Raw genomic sequence first — 26,328 nt, 5'->3', positions numbered from 1 at the left:
CGCTTTCTGTTCGTCCTTGTCCGTTCCTATTCCAGGAGTTCCGTCATGTCGTTCGCCAGCCGCATCCCGCACCTTGCCCGTTTTGCCGTCGCCGCCGCATGGCTCGCGGCGCTCGTCTTGCAGCCAGCCACAGCCGAACCGCTCGCGCCGCGCAACGGCTATCCGGCGCAGACGGTGAAGTTCATCTCGCCCTTCCCGCCCGGCGGCGGCAATGATGCAACCGCACGCCTCGTGACCACGCGCCTGCCGGAAATCATGGGACAGGCGGCAGTGGTCGACAACCGCGGCGGCGCGGGCGGCAACATCGGCGCCAAGGCCGTAGCCGACGCCAAGCCCGACGGCTACACCGTGCTCACCTCGCAGGTGTCGATCATGGCCGTGAACCCCACGCTGTATGCGGCGCCCGGCTTCGACCCGATCAAGAACTTCATTCCCATCACGCAGATCAACGCCGCGCCGCTCGCGTTGGTGGTGGATGCCAACTCGCCGCTCAAGACTTTCGCCGACCTCGCCACCAAGGCCAAGGCCAGCCCCGGCAAGGTGACGTATGCAACGCCCGGCAACGGCACGCTGTCGCACCTTGTTGGCGTGGTGCTGTCGAAGGACGATGGCATCGCCATGACGCACGTTCCCTACAAGGGTGCCGGCCCCGCACTCACAGACCTGCTCGGCGGACAGGTCGACGTGCTCGTGACCTCGACATCCTCGGTCGCGGGCCTGGTGCAGAACGGCAAGCTGCGCGTGCTGGCCGTGACCAGCCCGCGCCGCATCGGCGTCTTCAAGAATGCACCGACGCTCGAGGAGCTGGGCTACGCCGGTGCGCGCTTCGAAGACTGGTACGGCTTCTTCGCGCCGGCCGGCACACCGCCCGAGCGCGTGGCCTATCTGAACGAAGCCATCGTGCGCACGCTGCGCATGCCCGAGGTGACCAAGCTCGTGAACGACGGTGGCAGTGAAGTGGTGGCCAATTCGCCCGAAGCCTTCGCCGCGCAGTTGCGCCAGGACATCGACCGCTGGTCGCGCATCGTCAAACTTTCCGGTGCGAAGGCAGATTGACGCACCATCGAGGCTTGGCCAACGCTTGAACACCATGTCCAACTCGCACAAAGACTCCCCCGGACTCTCCCTCGACACCCGGCTCACGCGCACTGGCAAGGCACCTTCCTATGCCGGCGGCGCGCCCGTCAACACGCCCCTGGTTCGCGCGAGCACCGTGCTGTTCGACAGCGTGGGCGCAATGCGCGACGCACGCGCGCGGCGCGACGACGAACGCATCTTCAGCTACGGCGCACGCGGCACGCCGACCACCTTTGCGCTGGAAGACGCGGTGAGCGAACTCGAAGGTGCCTACCGCACGCGGCTCTTTCCGACCGGCCTCGCGGCCATCGGCATGCTGCTGCTGTCGTACCTGAAGCCGGGCGACCATGTGCTGATGTCGGACAGCGTGTACGAGCCCACGCGCAACCTCGTGCATTCGTTCCTGGAGCCGTACGGCATTCGCAGTTCGTTCTTCGCAGCGGACGGCAGCGGCATCGAGGAACTGTTCGAGCCCAACACGCGGCTGGTGTATGCGGAGTGCCCCGGCTCGCTGGTCTACGAAATGTGCGACCTGCCGAAGCTCGCGGAGCTGACGCACGCGCGCGGCGCGCTGCTCGCGGCGGACAACACCTGGGGCTCAGGCTGCCAATACCGGCCGCTGGCGCTGGGTGCCGACATCTCGACGATGGCCGCCACCAAGTACATCTCGGGCCACTCGGACGTGATGATGGGCACCGTCGCCACGACCGAAGCCGCATGGCGCCCGCTGAACGAGCGCTGCGATGCATTCGGCATGACCGTGAGCCCCGACGACGCATGGCTGGTGCTGCGCGGCATGCGCACGTTGTCGGCACGGCTGCAGATGCACGAGCGGCATGCGTTGGACGTGGCGCATTGGCTTCAGAAGCGGCCTGAAGTGGCGACCGTGTTCTGCCCTGCACTGCCGCAGCATCCGGGGCACGATATCTGGAAGCGTGATTGCAGCGGTACGAACGGGCTGCTTTCCATCGAGCTGCAGCCCGGTATCGAGAGCGCCGCGGTCGAACGTTTTGTCGATGCGCTCACGCTGTTCGGGCGTGGGTCATCGTGGGGTGGTTATGAAAGCCTGGTGGCGTGGACCAACATGCGCGCGGCGCGCAGCGTGACGGATTGGAGCAAGCGCGGGGCGGTGGTGCGGTTGCACGTCGGGCTGGAGGCGCCGGCGGATCTGACGGCGGATCTGGCGCGTGGGTTCGATGCGATGAATGCACTGGCTCAGAGGGCGTAAGCACTCGACCGAAGATCAGCGCCATTGCGCCAGCGTCTGCCGCACCTCCTCGTCGCTGGGCGCCTCGAACGATTCGTACCAGGCGCCGACGGCGAAGAAGGGCTCGGGCGTGTGCAGGCATATCACCTCGTCGGCATGGGTTTCGGCGGGGCTCACGCTGCCGATGCCGGTCAGCGCTGACGGGTCGGCCGGTGCCCGCAGCGCATGGCACGCGAACGCGCTGCCCAAGGGCACGGCAACGATGACCGAGGCTGCGCCGAGTGCCCGTGCGGCGATCACCGCTGCGCGCATCGAAAAGCCGGTTGCCAACCCGTCGTCGACCAGCAGGGCCGTCATGTCGCGCAGGTCGAGCGGCGTGCGATCACCCCGGTATTCGCGCTCGCGCCGCTGCAATTCGCGCTGCTCCCGTTTCAACGTGCGCGCCATGCCGGGCGCCTCCTCGCCCGTCACGCGAATGCCGCCGATCGCGATGGCGCCGGCGGCGTATTCCTCGTGGCCGGGCAGGCCGAGCTTGCGCACGACCAGCACATCGAGCGGCAAGTGCAGCGCGCGTGCCACTTCGGCGCCTACTGGCACGCCGCCCCGCGGCAGTGCGAGCACGATGCAGCGCTGTGCATCGCGGTACTGGCTCAGCAATGATGCCAGTTGCCGGCCAGCGTCGGAGCGATCCTTGAACATCGCATCCCTCTTCGTCCGCGCTTCATTCGCGGCTGCCCGGCGCGTGGGCGTCGTTGCTTTCAAGAACGGTCTCCGACCGCATCCCCGCGCCGCCACCACCGCCGCCACCTTGCGCACCGCCACCACGTCCACCACCGACTCCTTCGCCACGATCACCACGCGCAGGCGTGCCTTTCGCCCGCACGGGACCCTGCCTGGGAATGCCCAGTTCCGCAGGAACGGGGTCGAGGTCCAGCACGTCGCGGATGAAGGTGCGCAGCGCCACGACCAGCTCCGCAGTCTCGACAGTGCGGCCTGCAACCATGTCGCTGGCCGCCTTGGCCGCGAGGCGCACGTGCGTCTCGGTGCCCAGAAGGATCACGTCGGAGAGCGCGGCTTCCACTGCATCGCGAATACGGCGACGGCGGTCCGATGCGGACACATCTGCATGAGCAGCCGCATCCTCCGGCACCGCAGCCCCAGCCCGCTGCCGAAGCTCACGCAGATGGCTGGGGTCGACGGCAAGGTCGCCGGTGAACGAACCGCCCAGCACCTTGTAGGCGGCAATGAGCGTCTTCAACCGCTCGTTGATCTGCCGGTTCTGGCGTTCGCGCCGCTGCTGCACGCTATGCATCACGAGCAGGCGTATGCCGACCGCCACGACAGACACCAGCACCAGGCCCATCAGGGTCGTGAGCAGGCCTTGCCAGGAACTGAAATCGAGCACATTGCGCATGAAGGACGGTCCTTGTGTCGAGGGCGACAGCATGCCCTCGTCGCCATGCGCCATTGTGCGACCAGGGACGACACATTCAACCGCAGGCGTTCTTCCCCGCAGGCGAGGCGCGCAGCCGGTTCAGAAAGGTCAGCTGCACCTTCGCCGTTTCGCTGCCCTGCACCGCCGCGCGGCGCATCCACATGCCCGCCTCGCAGCGGTCGGCCTTCACGGCCGTGCCGTAAAGCGCGGGGCCGGTCATCAGCACCATGCCGAGCATCTCTTGCGCCTCGGCGTGGCCTTCGGTGGCGGCCTGCCGCAGCTCTTCGAGCATCGAGCGGTAGTCGCGTGCGGCCTGTGCCTCAAGGGCCAGTTGGAAGCGCTGCTCTGCCTGCAGCTCGACGCCCGCATTCGATGACGGATGCGCCGCACTGATCGCCGCCACGAGCAACAGCACGCCTGACAGCAAGACGCGCCAGCGCAGCGACAAGCCGGTGATCTGGTTGAGTTCGGATGGCATCGATGTTCTCCACGAGTGACGTTGGAGGCATCGTCGCGCCGCGGCGCCGAAGAAAGAAGCTGGAATTCGCGCAGGCGGGCTCAGGCATGGCCTGAGCCTGGGGGCTTCACGCTCAGCAGCAGCGCCCCTTGCCTGCCCCGTAGCGCGCCTCCAGCCGCTCGCGGAAGAAGGCCTCGTAGCTCATCGGCGGCCGGTCCGGGTGGGTGGCCGCCATGTGCGTCAGGTAGGCGTCGTAGTCGGGCAGCCCGACCATGAGCCGCAGCGACTGCTTGAGCGAGCGCGCAAAGTAGCGCCCGGCTTCCGGCAATGCGAGGCCCATGGTGTCAGTGGGCAGCCGTTGCGGCGCCCACGGGCTCGAACGGCGTTTCTTTGGTGGTCGGCCGGTTGGCCGCGCGCGCCGCAAGGCAGGCCTTGATGCTGTACACCAGCACGCTCAGCACCACGAAGATGAAGAGCGCGCACAGCGCCGCGTCGAGACGGTCGTTGAACACGATGCGCGACATGGCCTCGGGCGTCTTGGCCGGCGCCACCAGCACGCCGTTGGCGATGCCGTCGGTGTACTTCGCGGCGTGCGAGAGAAAGCCGATCTTCGGGTCGGCCGAGAAGATCTTCTGCCAGCCAGCCGTGAGCGTGCAGGCCAGCAGCCATGCGGCCGGTGCAATGGCCACCCACGCATAGCGCTCGCGCTTCATGCGGAACAGCACGACCACGCCCAGCATCAGCGCCACGGCGGCCAGCATCTGGTTGGAGATGCCGAACAACGGCCACAGCGTGTTGATGCCACCCAGCGGATCGACCACGCCCTGGTACAGGAAGTAGCCCCAGGCCGAAACGCACAGCGCCGTGGCAACGAGGTTGGCCGGCAGCGAATCGGTGCGCTTGAGTGCGGGCACGAAGCTGCCCAGCAGGTCTTGCAGCATGAAGCGGCCCGCGCGGGTTCCGGCATCCACAGCCGTAAGAATGAACAACGCCTCGAACAAGATCGCGAAGTGGTACCAGAAGGCCATCATGGCCTGCCCGCCGATCACCTGGTGGAGGATGTGGGCCATGCCCACGGCCAGCGTCGGTGCACCGCCTGCACGGCCGAGGATTGTGGTTTCGCCGACGTCCTTGGCGGTCTGCACCAGCATCTCGGGCGTGATCACGAAGCCCCAGCTCGACACCGTGGCCGCCACCTGCTGCGCGGTCGTGCCGACCAGCGCGCCGGGGCTGTTCATCGCAAAGTAAATGCCCGGCTCGATGCACGAGGCAGCAACCAGTGCCATCACCGCAACGAACGATTCAGCCAGCATGCCGCCGTAGCCGATGAAGCGCGCGTGGCGTTCGTTGTCGAGCATCTTGGGCGTGGTGCCCGAAGAGATCAGCGCATGAAAGCCCGACACCGCGCCGCAAGCGATGGTGATGAAGAGAAACGGGAACAGGCTGCCCGACCACACCGGGCCGTTGCCCTGCGCGAACTGCGTGATGGAAGGCATCTGCAGCGTGGGCATCACGAACACGATGCCGATGGCCAGCGCGATGATGGTGCCGATCTTCAGAAAGGTAGAGAGATAGTCGCGCGGCGCGAGCAGCAGCCACACCGGCAGGCTCGCTGCGATGAAGCCGTAGCCCACCAGCATCCATGTGAGCGCCTTGCCGTCGAAGGTGAAGAGCGGCGCCCATTCGGGGTTCTGGCTCACAGCCTGGCCGCCGAAGATGGCGAGCATCAGCAGCACGAAGCCGATCAGCGACACCTCGCCAATGCGCCCCGGGCGGATGTAGCGCAGGTACACGCCCATGAACAGCGCCACCGGAATCGTCGCGGCCACCGTGAAGGTGCCCCACGGCGATTCGGCCAGTGCCTTCACCACGATCAGCGCCAGCACCGCGAGGATGATGATCATGATCATGAAGGTGCCGAACAGCGCGATCATGCCGGGCACCACGCCCATCTCCTGCTTGACGAGGTCGCCCAGCGAGCGGCCGTCGCGCCGCGTGGAGATGAAGAGAATGATGAAGTCCTGCACCGCACCGGCGAACACCACGCCGGCCAGGATCCACAGCAGGCCGGGCAGGTAGCCCATCTGCGCGGCGAGCACCGGGCCCACCAAGGGGCCCGCACCCGCGATGGCCGCGAAGTGGTGGCCGAACAGCACGTTCTTGTCGGTCGGCACGTAGTCGAGGCCGTCGTTGTGGCGGTGCGCCGGCGTCTTGCGGTTGCCGTCCAGGCCCAGCACCTTGTCGGCGATGAAGAGGCTGTAGTAGCGGTAGGCGATCAGGTAGGTGCAGATCGCGGCGGCCACCACCCAGAGGGCGTTGACGCTTTCGCCTCGGGTCAGGGCCACGGTGCCTAGCGCGAAAGCGCCGACCACGGCCACAACCAGCCACACCAGATGGCGTCGGATGCTGTGCATGCGGATGTCTCCTCGTTATTGACCCGAGGAGTTTTGCCGGGCTGCGGCGCGGGCGCATCCGTCGGACTGCGCAGGGCGGGCGCGTGGCTTTGCGTAATGGAAAACCCGGATACGGCTGGCGCCGGGCCGCTGTGCAATGCCTGCGGGCCTACACGCATGAAACGGACCAGGCACGAACATAGAGCCCGGTCTTCAAGAAGCGAACGAAGCGGATCAGGGAGCGAAAAGATAGAAGCCATGGACACACAACCACGCTGCTGCATCGCAGGTGGCGGTCCTGCCGGCATGGTGCTGGGCCTTCTGCTGGCCCGGGCCGGCGTGCCCGTCGTCGTGCTGGAAAAGCATCTCGACTTTTTGCGCGACTTTCGCGGCGACACGGTGCACCCGTCCACGCTGGAGATATTGCACGAGCTGGGCCTGCTCGAAGCCTTTTTGCAGCGCCCGCACGACCGCATCGAGGAACTGCGCGCCACCATCGAAGGCCGCAGCATTCCCGTGGCCGACTTCACTCACCTGCCAGCGCACAGCAGGTTTCTCGTGCTGATGCCACAGTGGGAGTTTCTGGACTTCATGTGCGACGAGGCCCTGCGCTACCCGGGCTTCGAGTTGTGGACCGATGCCGAGGCCATCGGCTTGCTGCAGGACAAGGGCCGCGTCAACGGCGTGAAGGTGCGGCGCGGCCGCCGCGCGGGCCAGCCGCAAGACGTCGAGCTGCACGCCTCGCTGGTGGTGGCGGCCGATGGCCGGCACTCCGCGCTGCGCGATGCCGCCGCGCTGCCGCACATCAGCTATGGCGCGCCAATCGACGTGCTGTGGATGGCCATTCCCCGGCAGGCCGGCGACCCATCAGCCACCGCGGGCCACATCGCGGGCGGGCGTTTTCTGGTGACGCTGAACCGGGGCGATTATTGGCAATGCGCCTTCGTGATACCCAAGGGCGGGCACGAGGCGCTGCAGGCCCGGGGCATCGGGGCGTTCCATGAAGCGATCGGGAAGATCGCGCCCTTTCTCGCCGCGCGGCTGCCTGAGGCGCTGCCCGATTGGGACGCGGTGAAGCTGCTCGAAGTGACGGTCGACCGCCTCGAGGCCTGGTCGTGCCGCGGGCTGCTGTGCATCGGCGACGCCGCGCACGCGATGTCGCCGGTGGGCGGCGTCGGCATCAACCTCGCCGTGCAAGACGCCGTGGCCGCCGCGAACCTGCTGGCCCCAGCGCTGGCCGGCACAGCGACCGAGAAGGAGATCGACACCCTGCTGCCCCAGCTGCAGCGCCGCAGGGAATGGCCCGTGCGCGTGACGCAGGCCGTGCAGCGCTTCATACAAGACCGAGTGCTGATGCCAGTGCTCCACGGCGAGCTGACGGCCACGGTTGGGCACGTGCCCTGGCCGCTGCGGCTGCTCGCACGCTGGCGGCTGCTGCGCAGGCTGCCGGCGCGGGCCGTGGGAATGGGCGTGCGGCCCGAGCACGTAACTTCGCCGCGCACAAAATGAAAAAGCTGGCATTTCGTTACACAGCCGAGGTCTGGCGAGGCCGCCAGGGAGGCCTTCGAGAGAGGGCCCTGTTGTAGACTGCGAGGTTTTTCGAAGAGGTGCGTTCAAGCGCGTTCAGGAGGTTATGGGGCAAGTTTCAAGGCGCACAGGTTTCAACGGCTCGGCGCTCATTCGCTTGCTTTCACGACTGACCGACATCGACGCTCGCGAACCCGCGCAACCCACCGCTGACCGATTGAGCCAGTGGTTCGGCTGGACCGATGCCATCTCGCTGTCCGCAGCGCTCGACGGCGCACCGGCAACAACACAGGCCAGCACCCGCGCTCCCCGCAACACCGAAGAAAGCGAATGCCATCGCGTGCGAACCGCGCTGGCAAACGCCATCGTCGAAGACACCACCTTCGGCACCAGCAAGGACGCGACGCCAGAGTTCACCCCCTACCGCCGACGCTACCTTGCCCGGCAACAGGCGATGGAAGCAGGCGTCGGCTCGCTGCGCAGCCGGCTGCGCTCGGCGCTGGCGGCAAAGTCGCCGTCCATGGCCCGGCTCGCGTCCGTGGACGTGGTCATGGCGCAGGTGCTGGAGGCGCGCGAGCACAGCCTGCTGTCGGCCGTGCCGGGCATCCTCGAAAAGCATTTCGAGCGCCTGCGCAAGGCCAGCCAAGTGTCAGACGTGCAGGACGTGCCGGACGGCGAAACAGAGACAGATAAAGACAACAGTGCCCAGCCCGACGAAGCGTGGCTGGCCGTGTTCCGCAAGGACGCCCAGGACGTGCTGCTCGCCGAACTGGACTTTCGATTTCAACCGGTCGAAGGGCTGCTCGAAGCCCTTCGCACCCAGGCCACCAGAACTACATGACCCGATTCATTCAATACGCTGTCTTTGTCGCAGGCCTGGCCGTCGTTGGCTGGGTGGGCGCCGGATACATCGGCACGAACCCGCTGGCGCTGGCCGTCACCGTGATCGTCGGCGCGTTCTACATCATGGGCGCGCTGGAACTGCACCGCTTCCAGCAGGCCACGGCCACGCTGACGCACGCCGTGGCAGACCTCTCTGCCCCGCCCGAGAGCCTTGGCGCGTGGCTCGGCCAGCTGCACCCTTCGCTGCAGAACGCCGTGCGCCTGCGCATCGAAGGCGAGCGCGTCGGCCTGCCCGGCCCGGCAATGACGCCGTACCTTGCCGGCTTCCTGGTGCTGCTGGGCATGCTGGGCACCTTCGTGGGCATGGTGGTCACGCTCAAGGGCACCGGCCTGGCGTTGGAGAGCTCGACCGACCTGCAGACCATTCGCGACTCGCTCTCCGCCCCGGTGAAGGGCCTGGGCCTGGCCTTCGGCACTTCGGTGGCAGGCGTGGCCGCGTCGGCGATGCTGGGCCTTGCCTCGGCACTGAGCCGGCGTGAGCGGCTGCAGGCCGGTCAGATGCTCGACACGAAGATCGCGACCGTGCTGCGCGTCTTCTCGCTCAGCCACCAGCGTGAAGAATCGTTCAAGCTGCTGCAGCAACAGGCCCACGCCATGCCCGAGCTGGTCGGCCAGCTGCAGGCCATGATGCACGCGATGGAGCGGCAGACCCAGGCGCTGAACGAACGCCTCGTCAGCAGCCAGGACCACTTCCACAGCAAGGCCGAAGCCGTGTACGGCAGCCTCGCCACTTCCGTCGACCAGTCGCTGAAGCAGAGCCTGACCGAGAGCGCACGCCTTGCCAGCGCTGCGATACAGCCGGTCGTCGAAGCCACCATGGCAGGCATCGCGCGCGAAACGGCCACGCTGCACGGCACCATTTCGCAAACCGTGCAACAGCAGCTCGATGGCCTCTCCAGCCGCTTCGAGGCCACGACCACTCGCGTGGCCGATACCTGGAAGACCGCGCTCGCCGAACACCAGCGCACGACCGAAGCGCTGTCGCAAGACCTGCGCGGCTCGCACGACCATTTCGCGCAGACCTTCGAGCAGCGCTCGGCCGCGCTGGTAGACAGCGTTTCCGCCCGCCTCGAAAGCACCGTGAGCACTGTGTCGGACACCTGGGGCAGCGCGCTCGCGCAGCACCAGCGCGTCAGCGAGAAACTCTCGGGCGATTCGCACCAGGCCCTGTCGGCAGCCGCGGCCACCTTCGAGCAGCACTCCGCATCGCTGCTGGGCACCGTGGACCAGGCGCACACGAAGCTGCAAACCGAAATGGCATCGCGCGACGAGCAACGCCTCTCGGCCTGGACGCAATCGCTGACCGCCATGGCCGCATCGCTGCAAGAGCAATGGCAACAAGCTGGCGCGCACAACGCGAGTGAGCAACAACAGTTGCTCGACACCATGGCGCAGACCGCGCGCGAGATGTCCGCGCAGACCGAAGCGCATGCGAAGAACACCGTCGCGGAGATCGCCCAGTTGCTGCAAGCCGCTGCTGAAGCACCGCAGGCCGCGGCCGAAGTGATGTCCCAGATGGCATCGCGCGACGAGCAACGCCTCTCGGCCTGGACGCAATCGCTCACGGCCATGGCTGCCTCGCTGCAGCAGGAATGGCAGCAGGTCAACGCACACAACGCAAGCCAGCAGCAGCAGCTCTTCGACACAGTGGCGCAGACCGCACGCGACATGACGGCACAGACCGAGGCGCATGCGAAGAACACCGTCGCCGAAATCGCGCAGCTCTTGCAAGCCGCTGCAGAAGCGCCCCGCGCCGCAGCCGAAGTAGTGACCGAGCTGCGCCAGAAGCTCGCCGACAGCATGACGCGCGACAACGCAATGCTGGAAGAACGCAGCCGCATCCTCGAAACGCTGGCCACCCTGCTCGATGCAGTGAACCACGCATCCACCGAACAGCGCACAGCCATCGACACGCTGGTGTCCGCATCGGCGGACCTGCTGGAGCGCGTTGGCAGCCGCTTCACTGAAAAGGCCGATGCCGAGTCCGAGAAGATGGCCGCCGTTGCCGCGCAGATCACTGGCAGCGCCGTCGAAGTGGCCAGCCTGGGTGAAGCCTTCGGCCTCGCAGTGCAGATGTTCAGCCAGTCGAACGACAAGCTCGTGGGCCACCTGCAGCGCATCGAAGGCGCACTGGGCAAGTCCATTGCGCGCAGCGATGAGCAACTGGCCTACTACGTGGCGCAGGCCCGTGAAGTGATCGACCTGAGCATCATGTCGCAGAAGCAGATCGTCGAAGACATGCAGCAGATCGCCAGCAGGCAGCAGCAGGCGCCGGTGGACAGCGAAGCATGATGCGCGAAGAGCTCGACGCCAGCTTCGACGAGCCGGGCGTGCCGGTGTGGGCGGTGTTCGGCGACCTGATGGCCGGCCTGCTCGGGGCCTTTGTGCTGATCCTCGTGTGCGCCCTCGGCATGCAGCTGGAGCTTGCGTCGAAGCTGGAAACCGAAGTCAAGCAACGGCAGGCCGAGGCCAAACGCCTGCAGACGCTCGAACAGGCCCTGGCAGGGCCGCTCGCGGCCGGCCGCGTGACGCTGGCCAACGGGCGCATCGGCATCAACGGCAGCGTGCTGTTTGCCTTCAACTCAGCAGAGCTGCAGCCCGAAGGCCGCCAACTGCTGAAGAGCCTGGCCGCACCGCTGACCGCGTACCTCAAGTCGCGCGACGAGATCCTGATGGTGAGCGGCTTCACCGACGACCGGCAGATGCGCGACAACGCGCGTCAGTTTGCGGACAACTGGGAGTTGTCGGCCCAGCGGGCCCTGACAGTGACCCGTGCGTTGATCGAGGCCGGCATTCCGTCGTCGTCGATCTTTGCGGCCGCATTCGGCTCCGAGCAGGCGGTGGCGTCGAACGCCGATGCCGACGGGCGCTCGAAGAACCGGCGTGTGGAGATGGCGCCCACGCCGCGCCCTTCCAACGCCAACACGAAGCCCCGTGACTGATCAAGAGACTTGCCGCGACACCGGCGCGATGGTCGCCGCAGCGATCGCGCGTGGCGATCAGCGCTTCGACCCTGTGCGCTTTCGTGTCATCGAGGCGATGGCCAGGCGCGCGACTGCGCACGGCGGCGAAGCGCGGCGCATGCTCGACGACAAGGTGGTCGCACTGCTGGCCGCGTATGGCGAGGATCTTGAGAAAGCAGCGCCTGCGGACGTTGCGAAGCCGCAAGCAGCAACACCTGAACGTGGCGCGCTCGCCGAACTCATCGACCACATCGCCCAGCACGCGCCGGTCATGGATGCCAGCCCGACCGCGGCAGGCAGGGCGACGCCCGCCACCTCTTCTGCCTCGTCGCCCTCCACCGAGCTGAAGTCGATCCGCTACTTCAAGAGCACCTGGTCCAAGCTCAGCGCCGACCGGCGATTGACGCAGTCACTGGCAAAGGTGCCCGAGAACGCCGGCCCCCTCAACTCGCATCACCTCGTGCACCGCTCGCTCACGCTGATGCGCGACCTGTCTCCGGAATACCTTAACCGGTTCATGTCGTATGTCGATGCGCTGTCATGGGTCGATCAGTTGAACGGCACCGCAGCAGCAGCGAATGCGCCAAGCCCGCGCGCAGAAGGCTCGACCAAGAAGAGCGTGCGCAGCAAGGCCAGCTGAGGCCCGAATCAACCGAAGCGAGGCCCGTGCGTCAGGGCTTGTTCTTCAGATGCGAAGTCAGGCGCTCGAACTCGTCGGCAAACGATGCAATGGCAGAACGAGGAAGCACGACCGCCTGCATCTCATCGGTAAAGAGATAGTGGTTCACGTCGTCTTCCTCGCGGGCCATGAAGCCCGCCCACAGAAGTTCTGACCGCATCGTTGCGGACTGGATCGTCAGCGCGCTGCCTGTGATGCTGACGGTCTGGGGCGAGAGAAACGTGCCATTGGGGGCGAACATGTGCTTGCGCCAGATCGCCTGGGAAACATGGGGCAGCGACACCAGCAGCAGGAAGACGATCATCACAAGGTACGCCATGAACCGGAGATGCGGCAGTTCGGTGTAGTCGTCCAGCACGCGCACGTACGCCGCGACCAGCAATCCGACGCCCACCCATACCGCCGCGCGCAACATGAACAGGGTGGACGACAAACCCGGCTTTCGGCCAACGCGACGACCGACGACCTTCTGAAGGCGCGCGAAGTCTGTCGGAGTGAGGGTGAACGATGCTGCCGACATGCTGCTTGCCGGACTCAAGGCCGCCGCGCCTGCACCGTCTGGCGCGACCAATACACGCCGTCCAGCCGATCGAGCCGCACCACACCGCCAGTCGATGGCGCATGCACGAAGCGCCCTCCGCCCACATAGATGCCCGCATGCGACGGCGTGGACGGGCCGAAGAGCACGAGATCGCCCGTGCGAAGCTCGGACATCGACACCGGGCTGCCGAAGCCGCTCATCCGAGCCACGGTGCGCGGCGGCGACTCGCCTACGCTGTTGAGATACACATAGCCGATGAGCCCGCTGCAATCGAAGCCGCCATCAGGCGTGTTGCCGCCATAGCGGTACGGCGTGCCGACAAGACCGAGTGCATGGATTGCGACGCTGTTCGATTGTTCGTCCGTCAGCGTGCTGCTGACGGCAGGCCCCGGCCCTTGCCGCGGACCCGATGGGCTTGCACAGCCCAGAACCAGAAGACAGGCTCCTGTGAAAAGGAGCCGAAGCAGCCACTGCTGCAGTGTGCGGGATTGTTGCGTTGATGGCACAGGCGCGTCGTACATGTCGGATGGCTGGGCTCGTGAACGTGCACGAACTCTAGCGCGGAATGCGACGGCTTCCTGAAGATGAGGCCCTCCGAGGCCCGCGCTGCTGCGCCGACGCAACGGAGGGAAGAAAAAGCGCTTACTGGCCTGCTGCAGGCGTGTTGACAGCGTCTTTCAGCGCCTTGCCGGCGGTGAACTTGGGCGCCTTGCTGGCCTTGATGGTCATCGGCTCGCCGGTCGACGGGTTGCGGCCCGTGCGCTCGGGGCGGCTTGCCACGGCAAAAGTGCCGAAGCCGATCAGTTGTACCGTGTCGCCGCTGGCGAGGGCGCGCGACAGGTTGTCGATGGCGGAGTCGAGCGCGCGGGCAGCGTCAGCCTTGCTGAGGTTCGTGTCCGTGGCGATAGCGGCGATGAGGTCGGTCTTGTTCAAAACGGGGGTTCTTTCTTCAATCAGTAAAACGGTTGGGGGAAAAGTCCGTGACGCGAAAACGCACCGGGCTCGAACTTTAAACGCCCCACCGGGGGATCGAGACACGCATGCGTTTCAAAAGTGAAACATCGTGATCGATGCACGATGGTGCACGAAACTCGAGCACAAAACCCGATGGAAAGTACCAACGATGTCAGGACGCCCTGCAGCTGAAGCTAGCCGCGTCGTTCATCGAAGCACCCGCCGCCCCCGTGAACATCGGCCATGCCGGCCAGCGACACATCGGCCGCGAGCGGTTGGCGTTCTGGTTGTTGTCGACCGAGGGAATCGTTTCAGGCGCCTGCCCCTTCTCGACCCAGTTGTCGAGCACCGCGAGCCCGTCATAGCCGAGCCGGTACGGCCCCATGCCGTGGCCGAAGCCCGGCACGCTGTAGAAGCGAATGAATGAATCGACACCCGCCTGGCCGAAGGCGGCGACCTGGCGACGGTAGTAGTCCTCGGTGTTGTAGGGGCTGATGAAATCGTCTGCCGTGCCATGCGTGAGGATCAGCTTGCCGCCCCTGGCGCGGAAGGCTTCGAGGCTCACCGTCGTCACGTCGGTGATGTTGCCCAGCTGCTGCAGCCGTGCCCTGTAGCGCGCCGGCTCGTAGCGCAGCGCATCGAGCGACGGGTTGCGCGTGGCAAAGTACTTGGCGTGCGCCGCGCCAATGGAGAACAGCAACGCATCGGTGGCGGCCGGCGGGTTCGATGGCACGCGCGATGCGCCAAACGACGACACCGAGAACACCGCACCTTCAAGCACCGGCCAGCGCGGAAACACCTGCTGCCCCGCAACCGCAAACCCCGCGTCGTAGGGCGATGCGATCTGCCGCACGGCCGCGATCTGCGCATCAGACAGGCAGAAGTCGCCGTTGTCAGCGCCACCAACGCAACGCAGCGAGGCCTTCACCTTGTCGATGTTGAAGACCACGTTGCAGGCCGCGACATTGCCGATGATCCCGTCCTTGGCGCCATCGAGCCCGTCGCAGGCGGCATACACCGCGTTGACGAGCAGCGTCTTCTTGGCCGGGCTCATCCAGCCCGCGCCGCCATTGGCATACAGCGCCTTGCCGACATGCAGCGACGCCAGTTGCAGCATCGTGATGTTGTATGCCGGGTAGTTGGCAATGGCCCCGTCGTAGTCGGCGGCATAGCGCGCCGTGGCATCGAGCGCCTCGTGCCCGCCCTGCGATCCACCGATGAAATAGAAACGCCGTGGCGCCGCACCATAGCGCTGCCGGATGATCTCCAGCGCCACGTCGTGCGTTTTCTTCACCGACTGCTGGCCGTAGTTGAGAAGCGCCTCGTCGTTCAGCGCGAAGTTGCCGTCGAAGTTGCCCGTGCCCTTGTGCCCGCCGTCGCTGCCCAGCGTGACATAGCCCTGGCGCAGCGCATTGGGTGTGCCGTTGGGCTGCGCGGTGTAGGAGCCCAGGCCGGTGACGAGCGTGCCGTCATAGCCGCCACCGCCCATCTGCAGCGCACGGCGGTTCCATGCGGTGGGAAGGTTGACCTGGAACTCGAGGCTGGGCGCCGATGCACTCACGGGCAGCACGACGCCCTTGACCGCGCAGTACTCGCCATTGGGGTTGTCCGCGGCATTGGCGGGGACGAAGCTCGCAGATTGAACGACCGCGCCCGAACTCGGCTTGCCGATGGCGGAGGCCGCGATCTTCATGTCTTGCAGCGCCGTGCATGCGGCTTGCGCCTGGGCCGTCTGGGCGGGCGTGATTGCGGGCTCGCTGACAGAGGCGCATCCGGCGAGTGCGGCTGCGGTGGCCAATGCGGCCAGGCTGATCGATGCGATGCGCCTGCGGGAATCTGGAGTTGCCATTTGTCGCCTGTCTGAGTTGTTGTCGGACGGGCGGCAATGCGCCCAAGCCGCATGGTATTGAGAAGACCATGGCGCGTCGCCACGGGTTTGCGCGCATGCGTGTATCGCATCGATGCGGGTCTGCCCCAAGCGCGGACAACGACAGCCTGCAGTGTTCGGCTTCAGTGCGGCACGTCAGAAGCCCGGCGCAGCACGCCAAGACACGGTGTCCGGATATTGGCGTGCCTCCTTGAAGCACAGGAATATCTCCACGACCGCATCTGCCACAAACCACTCATCGGACTTGAGTGCCAGCTCACCGGCACCAAACACAAGCAGGGTTCCGTCCGGAAAAACCGGGCTTGGCTTGTCGTGAAACGCCCTCTCTCGCTTCCCGGTTGCAGGGTCGAACCTCTCCACCATGCAGGTTGCCCGGCCACCCGCAACTTGAACGTAGCTTCCGTCTTCGCTCGTCAGCGAAGCGTATGAGTGCTTTCCTGTGCTCTGGAGTGCGAGCACTCTCCGCCGAATTTGCGCATCCGTGGGCGCTTTGAGTTCGGCAAAGTTCTGTCCTTCGAGGCGCATCGTGTTCATGTTGCGAGGAGTCTGACTTTCAACTGTTGAGTGCCCGAAGCACCTTGATTGCGATCGCTCCACGCCCCGCACCAATTCCGCGGTTGCGCGGGTTCGTGTTCTGAATCGCCGTCACGTCTTCCCAGATTTCCACCGATTCAACGACCCCATAAGTCGTGTCGGTGTCGATCTCGAAGTCCACGAACCTCTCGTCTTGCGTGAGCAGCAAGCCGAACAGCTTCGGCATTCCGGGGAAGTCGATATCCAGATCAACAACGATGGATTTCTCCCACTGAACACCTCGCTCAAGGCCAGTGACCTTGAGCGCTTCGGGGAGCGCGTTCTGCCGCCAGTGCATGGCTTCTCGACGGATCGCATCTTCGACCAAGGCGTTTTGTTCTTGTACGTTCATCTTGATCACACGTACTCCAAGAGAATCTTCGCGAAAAGAACTCGAAGAACTACGTTCATGGCACGTCCGCTTCATTCACTGGAAGCCGAAGACCAGCAGCAAGTTGTTCGCGGGCATCACATGCCACTCGCGCAACGCGAGGCCTGATCGGCGTGCCTCTGTCGTCCCGCTCTCCAGACGGCGCATGCGGCCCAAGGCGCGACGTGCAGCATGTTGGCGCAGCAGATCGCGTCGAACTTCTTCTCTTCATCAGTCGGTTTTCGGGACTTTCTTGTTGCGCCACCGCCGGTACAGCCAGTTGCCAATCAATCCGCCGGCAACAACACAAAGTGCCTGCACGAACACGGCAATCATGAAGGCATCGGAGAGGTCGTACTCACTGCGTGCCACCTTCATTTCATACCAATGACCGATGCCGACCAAGATGACGTTCGAAAGGAATCCAAGCAGCAGTGCGCCGCCGGCGATGAAGAGAATCCGAAGAACTACGTTCATGGCACGTACCAGAACCAGATGGCTTCTGCCTTCCTCATATCGGTTGCCCATCCTTCGACCGAAAAGTGCCAATGAATACGAAACCAGGAAGAGAATTTCGTCAAGCGGGAACCGTTCCATAGATCAATGTGGTCGCCCTGCCTGCCCTCTCCCCAGTAGTTCTGGATGAAGATGATCCCTGTGCGGCCGGCAATCTTTTCGAACCCTTCCTTGCCCAAGTACTTTTCAGTTCGATGCATCAACCCTGCTGCCGGGGAATCAAGCCAGTTTGCGAGCTCCTGTGCTCGTATCGGATACCTGGGCTTGTCCTTTTGCCATGAATAGACCCCTTTGAAGGACCTCATGTCCATAGCTGATCGAATAAAGGCTGCACCGACATCGATCGCGCATTGGTCTGTATAGACCTTTTCATCCAACAAGGTATCGTCACCTTTGATTTTTGGATGATTGGCCCAAAGCGTTGCGAACGTAGGCATTAATTCTCCCTGGTGATTATTTGGATCTCGAAGCCTTGCAAGGCAAGGACTTCAGCTTGGCAGGCTAGCCTATCTCCAAGGAATGACGGTGAAGCTGAAACGGCCTAGAAATTACTCCCTCTTGCGGAAAAATTGCAAGTGGAACTTCGGGGGCATCGTCGCACAGAGCTCAACCCCTCTCCCTCTGTATCACCATGCTTTAGCCAAGAAATAAAGGCTCAATGCCATACGCGCGTGCTCCAGGCACAACCACTCGGCGGCGTTCCAGGCTGCACCTTGGAGACACCGGTACGCTGTATTCACTGGAGGCCGAAGACCAACAGCAAGTTGTTCGCGGGCATCGCATGCCGCTCGCGCAACGCGAGGCCTGATCGGTGCGCCTCTGCTGCCACGTCCTCCAGACGACGAATGCCCCATGCGGGATTTCGGGCGCGCAAGTCTTCGTCGAACGCCAGGTTGCTCGGCGCCGTTGGGACTTCATCTTCGAAGTAAGGCCCGTACGTGATGAGCAACCCGCCAGGAAGCAGATGCCGCGCGGCCCCTTGCATCAGGGCGGCGCATGTGGCCCAAGGCGCGATGTGCAGCATGTTGGCGCAGTAGATCGCGTCGAACTTTTCTTCTTGAGTGAACGCGGGGCCCTGCGATGGCCATTGAGGGGCCATCACATCGAGTGGGAGTGGTGGGCGGAGATTGGGTAGCGCGGCTTCTGCGACTCGGCTTGCGAGTGCGGGGAGCATGCGGGCATCCGCGTCGGTGGGTTGCCAGATCCATTGGGGCATTGCTGCTGCGAACCAGGCGGCGTGTTGGCCTGTGCCAGATGCGATCTCTAGGGCGGTCCCGCGTTCACCAAGGATGCCGGTCAATGCATCGAGGATGGGCTGCTTGTTGCGGTCGGCGGCAGGGCTGTAAAGAAGGTCGGACATTCGGGTAGTACCTGGATGAAAAGGCTTGAAACCACTGGGCTAAGGTTATCGAATGCTTGCCGGTCCGTCGACGATGTCTGCCGTGCTGCGCTAGCGGCCTCTCGGCTCGATAGATGCGAATAACCGCAAGCGTCCACTCCCAGCGAGGCTGGATCTTGTACCCTTCGCTCTGCTTACCGCGTGCACGAATCGCGGCTCCACAAAATTAGGCGGCAGTGCCATGGCCCTACGGTTTCGTAAGTCAATCAAGCTCGCGCCCGGCATCCGGATGAATCTTTCGGGCAACGGTACCAGCTGGACGCTCGGACCGCGCGGAGCCTCCATCGGCATCGGAAAGCGCGGCACGTTCTTGAACACCGGGATCTCCGGTACTGGCTTTTCTTCTCGAACCCGACTGTCGGGCAGCAGCGCCACCTCCCGGGCTCAGCCGGCCCGAATGGCTGCAACAACTCAGACGCAGCAGCAGACCGTCTCGCTGCGGGTGTCCGTGTCCGATGATGGCGAAGTGACGTTCACCGATATGACTGGTGCACCGGCTAGCGAGCAACAAATGGCCTTGGCCAAGCTCCAAGCCAAAGGACAAATTCGTGATCTCCTTGAAGAGTGCTGCTCGAAAATCAATGAGCAGGTGGAAGCCTTGGAGCGCCTTCACGAGAAAACACCAAGCCCGCACAAGAAGCCCACGTTCGAGGCCCGCGACTACCCGCAACCGCAACCTGCCCTGCCCGTTCCGCTCCGGGCCAAGTGGTGGGAGCATGCATTGCCAGGTCGGCGTCGGCGCGTGGCGGAGGCCAACGCGGAAGCGCTAGTCGAACACAAGCGAACGCTTCTGGACTGGCAAGGTGCCAAGCAACTGTTTGCAGTCGAGGCAGAGCAGCAGCGCCAGTTGGTAGAAGTCGGCATCTACCGTGACAAGGCGGCTATGGATTCCTATCTGGAGATGGCCCTTCAGGCTGTCGAATGGCCCAGGGAGACCAACGTGACGTTTGATCTGCTGGACGAAGGGCGGTTTGCCTGTTTGGATGTGGACCTACCCGAGATCGAGGACATGCCCACACGCACAGCCTCAGTGCCGCAGCGCGGCATGCGCTTGTCTGTCAAGGATCTTTCACCTACAAAGGTGCAACGGATGTACGCCGCGCATGTGCATGGTGTGGCCTTTCTCCTGATCGGCGAGACCTTCGCGGCCCTGCCCCTGGTGCAGAGGGTGATTCTGTCGGGCTACACGCAAAGGCGCAGCGCAGCCACCGGCCAGATTGCCGACGAATACTTGCTCTCTGTGAATGCGACCCGAGACGAATGGTCGCGCATCGACTTTGCGTACCTGCAGGCTATCGACGTGGTCGAAGCGCTTGCTCAGTTCGAGATGCGGCGGACGATGAGCAAGACAGGGATCTTTAAGGCCATTGAGCCGTTCGAACCACCTGCGGCGTAGCGCCGAAGAGCTTCGGGGTGCGCATTGCAGCGATAGTGCCAATTCGTCTGGACGTACCGAGCGTCCGCAACCGGCCTGAATCTAACTTTCAATTCAACGGCCCCAGCTACCAATAATCGTCACATTCGATGCTCGATGCCTTGCGCTCATCCCATGTTCATGGGAGAACGCTCGTAAACCCCTGCCCGACAACAGAAGCGGGGGTACACACTCCAGCGCTCATTGGAACGAGGAGATGTCATGAAGAAGGTTGCAATACTGATCGCTGCGCTTTGCTTAAGTTGTGGAGCACTTGCGCACTCGGGAGGTACTGACAAGAACGGCTGTCATCGCGACAACAAGAATGGGGGCTCTCACTGCCACTAACGAGCCCCTAAGAACTCCAAGCGGTCGCCGGGCAGCCAGGGACGGTTCCCAGGGCACGTCGGGTGAGGCTGGGAGTTTACGTTTTTACAGAGGTTGTTAGGCTCTCGCCCCGCCGCGCGTCGTGCGTTGCGACGGGCGCGCATTTGCTGACTTGTAGGCCACGCAAGACTACAGTCAACACAATATGGAAGCTGCTTCAGTCGGCGCCGAAGCCGGGGAGATGGTTAGCATGCGGATACAAGAGGCACGTGAGGTACTAAACGGCTTAGGCATCGAATCGCCTGAGCTCGAAGTGCTTAAGCCGACGGAGGCCAGCTACACGTCGTTGCTGCTTCAACCAAGTGGACCGATTCTGGGCGGCGTAGGTCGAATCGGTGCGCTGGATCAAAGTATCAGCGCTGCTAAAGCTTTGGCGTTCGCGCGCTTGGCACTTGACCGCGGTGCACATATGGCGATCGCGCCTGAATACTTCACTCCGTGGGCTGCGTTGAAGGAGCTCATGGATACCGGTCTCACGCCGCAGCTTGGCAGCCTTTGGGTTCTGGGGTGCGAGAGCATCCGCGGGGAAGAGCTGGCTCGCTTCAAGGCAGAGGCTCCAGCCAATTGCGAGGTCATCTACGAGCCGCTGGAACAACTGGCGACCGATCGACATTTGCTGGACCCCGTTGCGTTGGTGTTCAGTTCGAAGCGCTCAAATGGCCAGGACTGCATCGTCGTCCTTGTGCAGTTCAAGACATGTCCGTCGAGAGACGACCTGTTCCTAGAAGAGGCAGTGCTCAGGCGCGGGACGACGGTATATCGCTTGCGCGGTAGATGTGGGACGCTCAGTCTTGTGACACTCATCTGCTCTGACGCCTTGGCGGTAGACGATGCAAAAGTCGCGGATCTCGTTGATCGTTCTACTGTCATTCACATCCAGCTGAATCCTGCTCCGAGAAACGACACATACCGCAAGTATCGCGCTGAGGCGTTCAGGCTTGACGCGCGGGCCTCTGAGTGTCACATCCTCTGCCTCAACTGGGCACGAACGATTGTCCAGCACGATGACGCGGGTAAGACGCACGCTTGGCCTGCGGTTGGCGGCTCAACCTGGTATCTACCTAAGGACTCTTGTGCGCAAGCAGACGCCGTTGTGCTTCCGAATCATGAGAACGGGCTCTATTACACGTACATGAAAGAGCGGCGTCACGCGCTCGTGTTCGATTACGACGAAGCGGTGTTCGAGTGTCGCGTTCCCAAGGTGATGACCAGGGGGGCGGCCGTATTGGCCAACAAGAATGGGCCGTCAGGAACGTCTCGCTACGAGTGGAACGCGGGCACTGCGTCGTGGGTCGCTCAGGCCAGCCAGCCAAGCGCTGGCTTTAACGAGCTGATGGCAGCCAATGCCGATGCGGCTGCTGCCTTGCCGGGCCATGGCGCGCAGAGCCCGCTGGACGTCGAACGGTTGCTGGCACTGTCCGCAGGAGCCATCGCTGGCGGCGACGAGTGGCGACAGCTTTCGAGGATCGACTCGTTTCAGATCGATACCGACGAGCTGGTACAACGCATGACCGTCGTGCAAGACACCGGCGACAAGCCCGCGGAATTCCGACACCGGAGGTTGCAGGCCGTCGCTCAGTTGCGACATGAACTGAACCGTCGCGACGAGTGGCCTGCTCAGATTCAGGGCGTGGCTAGGGCATCAAGAATTGAGTGGGACGCGGCGAGTCGGCCGTTCAACGTCCACGGTGATTCAGAAAGGCCTGCGCTTGTTTGTTACCTGGGTGACAACCCGCGTGATCGCGACCTTGAGAACGCGGCGTCGAAGCTCATCGATCTGCTGCGCCGGCAGGGCGGCGACAACCAAAAGCGGCTTTGCCTCCTGTACAGGCAATATGGGGTGTTAGCGTTCGCGAGGCTGCCTGGCCTTACGCGATACGACGACGCGCTCGAAGACGAACGCGACATTTTGAGTACGGACACCGACTAAGTATCGAGACGCACATGACAACCGTCGAGGACATCCGCAGCGTCATCTCCAGGCGTCTTGAGCACGTAACGGAGCTTGGTAGTGGAGTGTTGCGCGCCGAGCGCCGCCACAAAGGCAGGCCCTATGCCGTGGCCTACTTCGATCTCTCGGACGAGATTGTCCAGCGGTCAGATGACTTGACGTCGTTCCAGGAAAACCTTTTGGGGTCCGAGTTCTTCAACTCTGAAGGTGATTTGCGATGGAACAGCTACATGTACTTCGTCGCAGGCCCAAATTCGACTGGGAACGAAAGATACGTGAGCGCCAAGAGCCGCATCGAGGGCGACAGACATTTCGCTCGCAAGTTCGTCATCGCGCCGGACGATCTAGCGCTGCGTCTGGGTGAGCCGGCAGCAAACGAGAGCACCGCTGCGCCGCCGCTGGGCGGCGTGGATCAAGTTTGGGCAAACCTCTTGACGGAGGGGTCCCTTGCCCTGCTGCTGGGACAACCGCCACGCAGGACGACTCTGGACAAGATTGCGGATGGTGACGCCTTTGCAGCGTTGCCTACGCGAGCTGCACCTCGTGCTGTTCGCGACCCGCTCGGTCGGGGAATGCTTCGAATCGTTTCGATTAAGTCCTTCAGGCCGGCGAGCGATGGGCTCGAATTCTCACTCGGCGACGTTAATTTGATTGTTGGGTCAAACGGAACCGGTAAGACGTCATTGCTTGAAGCGGTTGAGGCCCTCTACTGTGGTCGGATTCGACGCGATAGCAGCGCATTGGTGTCTGGTGTCAAGGGCAAGTTCGAAAACGGAGATGGCACGCTTGTTGAAATCTCGGCAGAAGCCACGCCTGCTGTGTTGAAGGCCAGAAACAACAAGTGGTACGGCCGCGCAGATTTCCAGGCGACGGCTCTAAGCGAAGCCTTCACGCGTTTCAACTTCTTGGACACAGATGCAGCGTTTCGCCTGTCGACAGCGGAGAAGCCGGAGGACATCCGGGAGGATCTGGACAAGCTCTTGGTCGGCTCGGAAACGTCTGGTCTCTGGGAATACCTCTCCAAGCTGCACGAAGAGCTGAAAGGCCGGATCAAGACATTGACCGAACGGTTGCCCCAGCAGCAACAGTCGATGACATTGCTTCAGGCCGAGGTGGAGCGTTTGAAGTCGACGCCTTCTGAGGCGACCAACTTGGTGACGGCCTATCGGGAGAGCCTTCGCAACCTCGCACCGGCGTGGCCAGTCACTGTCGACGGCGGCCTCGATGAGATTGACAGGGTCAAGCTTGAGACATTGCGTCAAGACATTGGTCGCCTTCAATCGGCAGTCGTCGAGACCCCGCTCACGACCGAAATCATTGAGGGACGCATTCGCCGCATGCAGGAGGCGCTAGACACGGTCAAAAAGCTCCAGGGAGAGCGTGACGTCCTGTTGAAGCGCGAGGCAGACGAGCTCAAGTTCGTTGAGGCGAACGAAGTGCAGAAGGCTCTGCTGGAACGCTGGATCCGTTTGCTCGAGGCTGGTGTTCCCGAAATCGCTGGGAACCTGCAGCTCTCAAATAGTCGAGTCGCTCAGCTTCGTCGGGTGTTGCGCGACTGGCCTGGCGAGTCGCTCCCACCTTTGGCTGCAGACTACGTTGCGGTGGGAGTTGGCGATGCTCAGGAGATCGCCTCAGAGCGCCTCCTTAGCTCGCAGGAGCACGAGAAGCAGGCGCAGGTTGCGCTGGCTCAGTCGACGCAGCTGGGTCAGTCACTACAAGCGCTTCGGCGAGACCTCCACGACGCAGCTGTTAGTTACATTGAGCGAAGTGGCGAACTCTCACGGTGCCCGGTTTGCAAGACCGACCACGTCCCGTCCGATCTGTCCTTGCGGCTAGACGAACTTGTTGCATCGCAGGAGGCTGGGGCGACCGAGAGCTTTAGGCGGAACCTGCAAATCGCGCGGGAGCAGTCGGCCCGATGCCTCCAAGACATGACGACGATTGCCGCGCTCGCAAGGTTTGCAACGGTGTCTCAGATCCCGTTCAACACGTCCTGCGGCTCTTTACTTGAAAGTGCCGGGGTGGCGGCCGCGGATCTAACCGCGGCGGCGGGCGAGGTTCAGATTCGTCAGGGCTTGCTCCGGAATCTGCAGGCACAAGGACTTCAGACCGAGGGTTGGGAGCGACTTCGCGACGAGAGCATTGCACCGACGCTTCCATCCGGCGTCGATGTCAATAGCCAGTCAGAAATCGTGGGCTTCCTGGCCAACCTCGGGGGAAAGGCGACCGAGGCCGTGGCGAAAGCCACGGAATGCAAGGCCAACGCTCAGGCATTGGCGAAGCAGATTGATGACCTGCTCAACGTCGCCCTGGGCGCCGCCGTCTCAGCTGGCACTGTTCCTCAACTTTCAATGCTGGAAAGAACGCTAAGGCTGACCGAAGCAGCCTTGCAATATGCAGTGAATGTCGTCACGGCGTTGGCACTTGCTCCAACGGCGAGCTTCGACGAGGTCGGTGCTGCTGTTGAGTCAACCATATTGGCCTTTGACAAGGCCCGGCACGCGGTTCAGGCGGACAGTCAGGCTCGGAACAATCTGGATCAACGCAGCCGCGAACTCGCGACGGCAAGTGAGTTGCTTGTAGGGGACACGAAGAAGCGAGGGAATCTCTTGAGGGCCAGCGAGACGTTGACCAAATTGGTAGAACAGCACTCACTTGAGGAGGCCACGAAGGAAGCCTTCGATTCAATCCGAGAGAGGGTCAGCAGCATCTTTGCGCAAATTCACTCACCCCAAGAATATTCGCTGGGTGATTTCAGCAGTGACGCGCTCATCGTCAATCGAACGACTCACAAGATCCATGCCATCAATCAAGTGAGTACCGGGCAACGCGCGGCACTGGCTCTCTCGATCTTCCTGGCGCTGAACGACAGCGCGAAGTCGGCGCCACCCGTCATCTTGATAGACGATCCGGTGGCGCATATTGACGACCTGAACACACTGTCCTTCTTGGACTACCTGCGAGAGGTTGCGCTGCGTGGCGAAAAGCAGGTCTTCTTCGCAACCGCAGACATCCGCCTCGCTGCACTTTTTCAAAGAAAGTTCGAGTTTCTTGGCGGAGAGCGATTCAAGCGCATCTCGCTGCCGCTTGCCAAGGCCGAGCCCTGAAGAGTGCACTATTCGCGCTGCAAAAAAACAGCTCGACGCCCACCCGACAAAGCATCTAGCACCGAGCCCCGTCACCCACCCCCACTCTCCTGAAACAACTCCACCGCCTCCCGCGCCAAATCAGAAGCAATCCAAAGCAGATTCTCCCGATGCGCCTCTCCTGCGTCCTGGAACCATCCATCCCCGGCGCCGTAGAAGCACCACAGCAGTGAGTTCAACTGCTCCAGCTTGTTCTCAAGAAGATCAGACGGATCCCGTGCCGTGGTGGTCGCGTCCGCAGATGCCGGCCTTGCAGGCCCGGCCATAATTCGTTCAGCCACTTGGTGTGCCCTTTCTAAAGTTCGCACGTCATTTGGTTAGACGGTCAAGGTGCGCGAACACCTTGGCCGTCGCCTTTTGTGCCTCACGTTCGCATCGATGCGCGTCGCACCGATAGCCCGCCGTGAAGCGAAGCGGTTCATTCATTCATCCGGTTGTTGGTGTTGGTTGTGTATGCCGCCTTCCTCACCCACATAGCGCGTCGTTCAATCACAGGGGCATTCACTGTAGAGAAAACCAGCTCGGCGCAGGAAGAAACTTCTGCCGAG

At 63.3% G+C, this 26,328-nt stretch carries 26 protein-coding genes; 11 read left to right on the top strand and 15 right to left on the bottom strand.

From position 1 onward, the window contains the following. Positions 1–45 precede the first annotated feature (45 nt). A complete protein-coding gene (locus NWF24_RS06500) occupies positions 46–1,056 on the top strand; it encodes a Bug family tripartite tricarboxylate transporter substrate binding protein (protein ID WP_258353474.1) in 1,011 nt (336 codons plus the stop codon). A gap of 34 nt (positions 1,057–1,090) precedes the next feature. Continuing rightward, complete coding sequence (gene metC / locus NWF24_RS06495; protein ID WP_258353473.1) at positions 1,091–2,305, top strand: cystathionine beta-lyase; 1,215 nt, start codon at positions 1,091–1,093, stop codon at positions 2,303–2,305. A gap of 15 nt (positions 2,306–2,320) precedes the next feature. Here metC and NWF24_RS06490 read toward each other — a convergent pair whose 3' ends face one another. From NWF24_RS06490 to NWF24_RS06470, 5 genes are all read right to left on the bottom strand, one after another. After that, the gene (locus tag NWF24_RS06490; protein WP_258353472.1) at positions 2,321–2,983 is read right to left on the bottom strand and encodes a phosphoribosyltransferase; all 663 of its coding nucleotides are present in this window, start codon (positions 2,981–2,983) and stop codon (positions 2,321–2,323) included. Positions 2,984–3,005: 22 nt separating this feature from the next. Beyond that, the gene (locus tag NWF24_RS06485) at positions 3,006–3,698 is read right to left on the bottom strand and encodes a hypothetical protein (RefSeq protein ID WP_258353471.1); all 693 of its coding nucleotides are present in this window, start codon (positions 3,696–3,698) and stop codon (positions 3,006–3,008) included. Between the two features lie 76 nt (positions 3,699–3,774). After that, positions 3,775–4,197, bottom strand: coding sequence for a sel1 repeat family protein (locus NWF24_RS06480; protein ID WP_258353470.1), 423 nt, complete (start codon positions 4,195–4,197; stop codon positions 3,775–3,777). Between the two features lie 112 nt (positions 4,198–4,309). Then, a complete protein-coding gene (locus tag NWF24_RS06475; RefSeq protein ID WP_093058085.1) occupies positions 4,310–4,516 on the bottom strand; it encodes a YbdD/YjiX family protein in 207 nt (68 codons plus the stop codon). Positions 4,517–4,520: 4 nt separating this feature from the next. Then, positions 4,521–6,590: a carbon starvation CstA family protein gene (locus NWF24_RS06470; RefSeq protein ID WP_258353469.1), complete on the bottom strand. Its 2,070-nt coding sequence runs from the start codon at positions 6,588–6,590 to the stop codon at positions 4,521–4,523. A 237-nt stretch (positions 6,591–6,827) separates the two neighbouring features. Here NWF24_RS06470 and NWF24_RS06465 point away from each other — a divergent pair, with 237 nt between their 5' ends. The 5 genes from NWF24_RS06465 (at position 6,828) to NWF24_RS06445 (ending at position 12,602) form a co-directional block, all read left to right on the top strand. Next, positions 6,828–8,078: an FAD-dependent oxidoreductase gene (locus NWF24_RS06465; RefSeq protein WP_258353468.1), complete on the top strand. Its 1,251-nt coding sequence runs from the start codon at positions 6,828–6,830 to the stop codon at positions 8,076–8,078. A gap of 124 nt (positions 8,079–8,202) precedes the next feature. Continuing rightward, positions 8,203–8,937, top strand: a complete 735-nt coding sequence (locus NWF24_RS06460) for a DUF3348 domain-containing protein (RefSeq protein ID WP_258353467.1) — start codon at positions 8,203–8,205, stop codon at positions 8,935–8,937. Next, complete coding sequence (locus NWF24_RS06455; RefSeq protein WP_258353466.1) at positions 8,934–11,291, top strand: DUF802 domain-containing protein; 2,358 nt, start codon at positions 8,934–8,936, stop codon at positions 11,289–11,291. The genes NWF24_RS06460 and NWF24_RS06455 overlap by 4 nt, the downstream gene beginning before the upstream one ends. Then, the gene (locus NWF24_RS06450) at positions 11,291–11,941 is read left to right on the top strand and encodes an OmpA family protein (RefSeq protein WP_093058182.1); all 651 of its coding nucleotides are present in this window, start codon (positions 11,291–11,293) and stop codon (positions 11,939–11,941) included. Before NWF24_RS06455 ends, NWF24_RS06450 begins: the two co-directional genes overlap by 1 nt. 28 nt (positions 11,942–11,969) lie before the next feature. Next, positions 11,970–12,602, top strand: coding sequence for a DUF2894 domain-containing protein (locus NWF24_RS06445; RefSeq protein ID WP_258355251.1), 633 nt, complete (start codon positions 11,970–11,972; stop codon positions 12,600–12,602). Between the two features lie 31 nt (positions 12,603–12,633). On the opposite strand, the gene NWF24_RS06440 is transcribed toward NWF24_RS06445, so the two are convergent. From NWF24_RS06440 to NWF24_RS06400, 9 genes are all read right to left on the bottom strand, one after another. Beyond that, positions 12,634–13,161 (bottom strand): YcxB family protein, encoded by a 528-nt coding sequence (locus NWF24_RS06440; RefSeq protein WP_258353465.1) that lies wholly within the window; start codon positions 13,159–13,161, stop codon positions 12,634–12,636. Between the two features lie 14 nt (positions 13,162–13,175). Continuing rightward, positions 13,176–13,703, bottom strand: a complete 528-nt coding sequence (locus NWF24_RS06435; RefSeq protein WP_093178088.1) for a C40 family peptidase — start codon at positions 13,701–13,703, stop codon at positions 13,176–13,178. A gap of 121 nt (positions 13,704–13,824) precedes the next feature. Next, positions 13,825–14,115, bottom strand: coding sequence for an HU family DNA-binding protein (locus NWF24_RS06430; protein WP_093058078.1), 291 nt, complete (start codon positions 14,113–14,115; stop codon positions 13,825–13,827). Between the two features lie 193 nt (positions 14,116–14,308). Further along, complete coding sequence (locus tag NWF24_RS06425) at positions 14,309–15,985, bottom strand: tannase/feruloyl esterase family alpha/beta hydrolase (RefSeq protein WP_258353464.1); 1,677 nt, start codon at positions 15,983–15,985, stop codon at positions 14,309–14,311. 174 nt (positions 15,986–16,159) lie between these two features. Beyond that, on the bottom strand, positions 16,160–16,558 hold the full coding sequence (locus tag NWF24_RS06420; protein WP_258353463.1) for a hypothetical protein: 399 nt from the start codon (positions 16,556–16,558) through the stop codon (positions 16,160–16,162). Between the two features lie 19 nt (positions 16,559–16,577). Then, complete coding sequence (locus NWF24_RS06415; protein WP_258353462.1) at positions 16,578–16,958, bottom strand: hypothetical protein; 381 nt, start codon at positions 16,956–16,958, stop codon at positions 16,578–16,580. A 240-nt stretch (positions 16,959–17,198) separates the two neighbouring features. Further along, positions 17,199–17,444 carry a hypothetical protein gene (locus tag NWF24_RS06410; RefSeq protein WP_093058076.1) on the bottom strand — a complete coding sequence of 82 codons (246 nt, stop codon included), beginning with the start codon at positions 17,442–17,444 and terminating at the stop codon, positions 17,199–17,201. Further along, positions 17,441–17,920 (bottom strand): type VI secretion system amidase effector protein Tae4, encoded by a 480-nt coding sequence (locus tag NWF24_RS06405; RefSeq protein ID WP_258353461.1) that lies wholly within the window; start codon positions 17,918–17,920, stop codon positions 17,441–17,443. The genes NWF24_RS06410 and NWF24_RS06405 overlap by 4 nt, the downstream gene beginning before the upstream one ends. A gap of 299 nt (positions 17,921–18,219) precedes the next feature. Continuing rightward, positions 18,220–18,843 carry a class I SAM-dependent methyltransferase gene (locus tag NWF24_RS06400; protein ID WP_258353460.1) on the bottom strand — a complete coding sequence of 208 codons (624 nt, stop codon included), beginning with the start codon at positions 18,841–18,843 and terminating at the stop codon, positions 18,220–18,222. Positions 18,844–19,063: 220 nt separating this feature from the next. Between NWF24_RS06400 and NWF24_RS06395 the strand changes: the two genes are divergently transcribed. The 4 genes from NWF24_RS06395 to NWF24_RS06385 all read left to right on the top strand — a co-directional run bounded on the left by NWF24_RS06395 (position 19,064) and on the right by NWF24_RS06385 (position 25,741). Further along, positions 19,064–20,278, top strand: a complete 1,215-nt coding sequence (locus NWF24_RS06395) for a DUF4236 domain-containing protein (RefSeq protein ID WP_258353459.1) — start codon at positions 19,064–19,066, stop codon at positions 20,276–20,278. 240 nt (positions 20,279–20,518) lie between these two features. After that, complete coding sequence (locus tag NWF24_RS34260; RefSeq protein WP_375338441.1) at positions 20,519–20,644, top strand: YHYH domain-containing protein; 126 nt, start codon at positions 20,519–20,521, stop codon at positions 20,642–20,644. Positions 20,645–20,828: 184 nt separating this feature from the next. Further along, complete coding sequence (locus tag NWF24_RS06390) at positions 20,829–22,613, top strand: hypothetical protein (RefSeq protein ID WP_258353458.1); 1,785 nt, start codon at positions 20,829–20,831, stop codon at positions 22,611–22,613. A 14-nt stretch (positions 22,614–22,627) separates the two neighbouring features. Further along, positions 22,628–25,741, top strand: coding sequence for an AAA family ATPase (locus tag NWF24_RS06385; RefSeq protein ID WP_258353457.1), 3,114 nt, complete (start codon positions 22,628–22,630; stop codon positions 25,739–25,741). 71 nt (positions 25,742–25,812) lie between these two features. Here the strand turns inward: NWF24_RS06385 and NWF24_RS06380 are convergent, their stop codons facing one another. Next, the gene (locus NWF24_RS06380; RefSeq protein ID WP_258353456.1) at positions 25,813–26,061 is read right to left on the bottom strand and encodes a hypothetical protein; all 249 of its coding nucleotides are present in this window, start codon (positions 26,059–26,061) and stop codon (positions 25,813–25,815) included. Positions 26,062–26,328 lie beyond the last annotated feature (267 nt).

Origin of the sequence: Variovorax paradoxus, assembly GCF_024734665.1 — a bacterium.
Classification (GTDB): Bacteria; Pseudomonadota; Gammaproteobacteria; order Burkholderiales; family Burkholderiaceae_C; genus Variovorax.
Note: the sequence above shows the minus strand (reverse complement) of the source record. Positions and strands in the feature narration are given on the sequence as shown.

Coding starts and splice junctions, on each gene's coding strand:
- NWF24_RS06480 (WP_258353470.1), bottom strand. CDS start 4,197: ATGCCATCCGAACTCAACCAGATCACCGGCTTGTCGCTGCGCTGGCGC.
- NWF24_RS06440 (WP_258353465.1), bottom strand. CDS start 13,161: ATGTCGGCAGCATCGTTCACCCTCACTCCGACAGACTTCGCGCGCCTT.
- NWF24_RS34260 (WP_375338441.1), top strand. CDS start 20,519: ATGAAGAAGGTTGCAATACTGATCGCTGCGCTTTGCTTAAGTTGTGGA.
- NWF24_RS06420 (WP_258353463.1), bottom strand. CDS start 16,558: ATGAACACGATGCGCCTCGAAGGACAGAACTTTGCCGAACTCAAAGCG.
- NWF24_RS06390 (WP_258353458.1), top strand. CDS start 20,829: ATGGAAGCTGCTTCAGTCGGCGCCGAAGCCGGGGAGATGGTTAGCATG.
- NWF24_RS06425 (WP_258353464.1), bottom strand. CDS start 15,985: ATGGCAACTCCAGATTCCCGCAGGCGCATCGCATCGATCAGCCTGGCC.
- NWF24_RS06465 (WP_258353468.1), top strand. CDS start 6,828: ATGGACACACAACCACGCTGCTGCATCGCAGGTGGCGGTCCTGCCGGC.
- NWF24_RS06395 (WP_258353459.1), top strand. CDS start 19,064: ATGGCCCTACGGTTTCGTAAGTCAATCAAGCTCGCGCCCGGCATCCGG.
- NWF24_RS06385 (WP_258353457.1), top strand. CDS start 22,628: ATGACAACCGTCGAGGACATCCGCAGCGTCATCTCCAGGCGTCTTGAG.
- NWF24_RS06500 (WP_258353474.1), top strand. CDS start 46: ATGTCGTTCGCCAGCCGCATCCCGCACCTTGCCCGTTTTGCCGTCGCC.
- NWF24_RS06410 (WP_093058076.1), bottom strand. CDS start 17,444: ATGAACGTAGTTCTTCGGATTCTCTTCATCGCCGGCGGCGCACTGCTG.
- NWF24_RS06470 (WP_258353469.1), bottom strand. CDS start 6,590: ATGCACAGCATCCGACGCCATCTGGTGTGGCTGGTTGTGGCCGTGGTC.
- NWF24_RS06400 (WP_258353460.1), bottom strand. CDS start 18,843: ATGTCCGACCTTCTTTACAGCCCTGCCGCCGACCGCAACAAGCAGCCC.
- NWF24_RS06485 (WP_258353471.1), bottom strand. CDS start 3,698: ATGCGCAATGTGCTCGATTTCAGTTCCTGGCAAGGCCTGCTCACGACC.
- NWF24_RS06445 (WP_258355251.1), top strand. CDS start 11,970: ATGGTCGCCGCAGCGATCGCGCGTGGCGATCAGCGCTTCGACCCTGTG.
- NWF24_RS06450 (WP_093058182.1), top strand. CDS start 11,291: ATGCGCGAAGAGCTCGACGCCAGCTTCGACGAGCCGGGCGTGCCGGTG.
- NWF24_RS06475 (WP_093058085.1), bottom strand. CDS start 4,516: ATGGGCCTCGCATTGCCGGAAGCCGGGCGCTACTTTGCGCGCTCGCTC.
- NWF24_RS06490 (WP_258353472.1), bottom strand. CDS start 2,983: ATGTTCAAGGATCGCTCCGACGCTGGCCGGCAACTGGCATCATTGCTG.
- NWF24_RS06405 (WP_258353461.1), bottom strand. CDS start 17,920: ATGCCTACGTTCGCAACGCTTTGGGCCAATCATCCAAAAATCAAAGGT.
- NWF24_RS06435 (WP_093178088.1), bottom strand. CDS start 13,703: ATGTACGACGCGCCTGTGCCATCAACGCAACAATCCCGCACACTGCAG.
- NWF24_RS06460 (WP_258353467.1), top strand. CDS start 8,203: ATGGGGCAAGTTTCAAGGCGCACAGGTTTCAACGGCTCGGCGCTCATT.
- metC (WP_258353473.1), top strand. CDS start 1,091: ATGTCCAACTCGCACAAAGACTCCCCCGGACTCTCCCTCGACACCCGG.
- NWF24_RS06455 (WP_258353466.1), top strand. CDS start 8,934: ATGACCCGATTCATTCAATACGCTGTCTTTGTCGCAGGCCTGGCCGTC.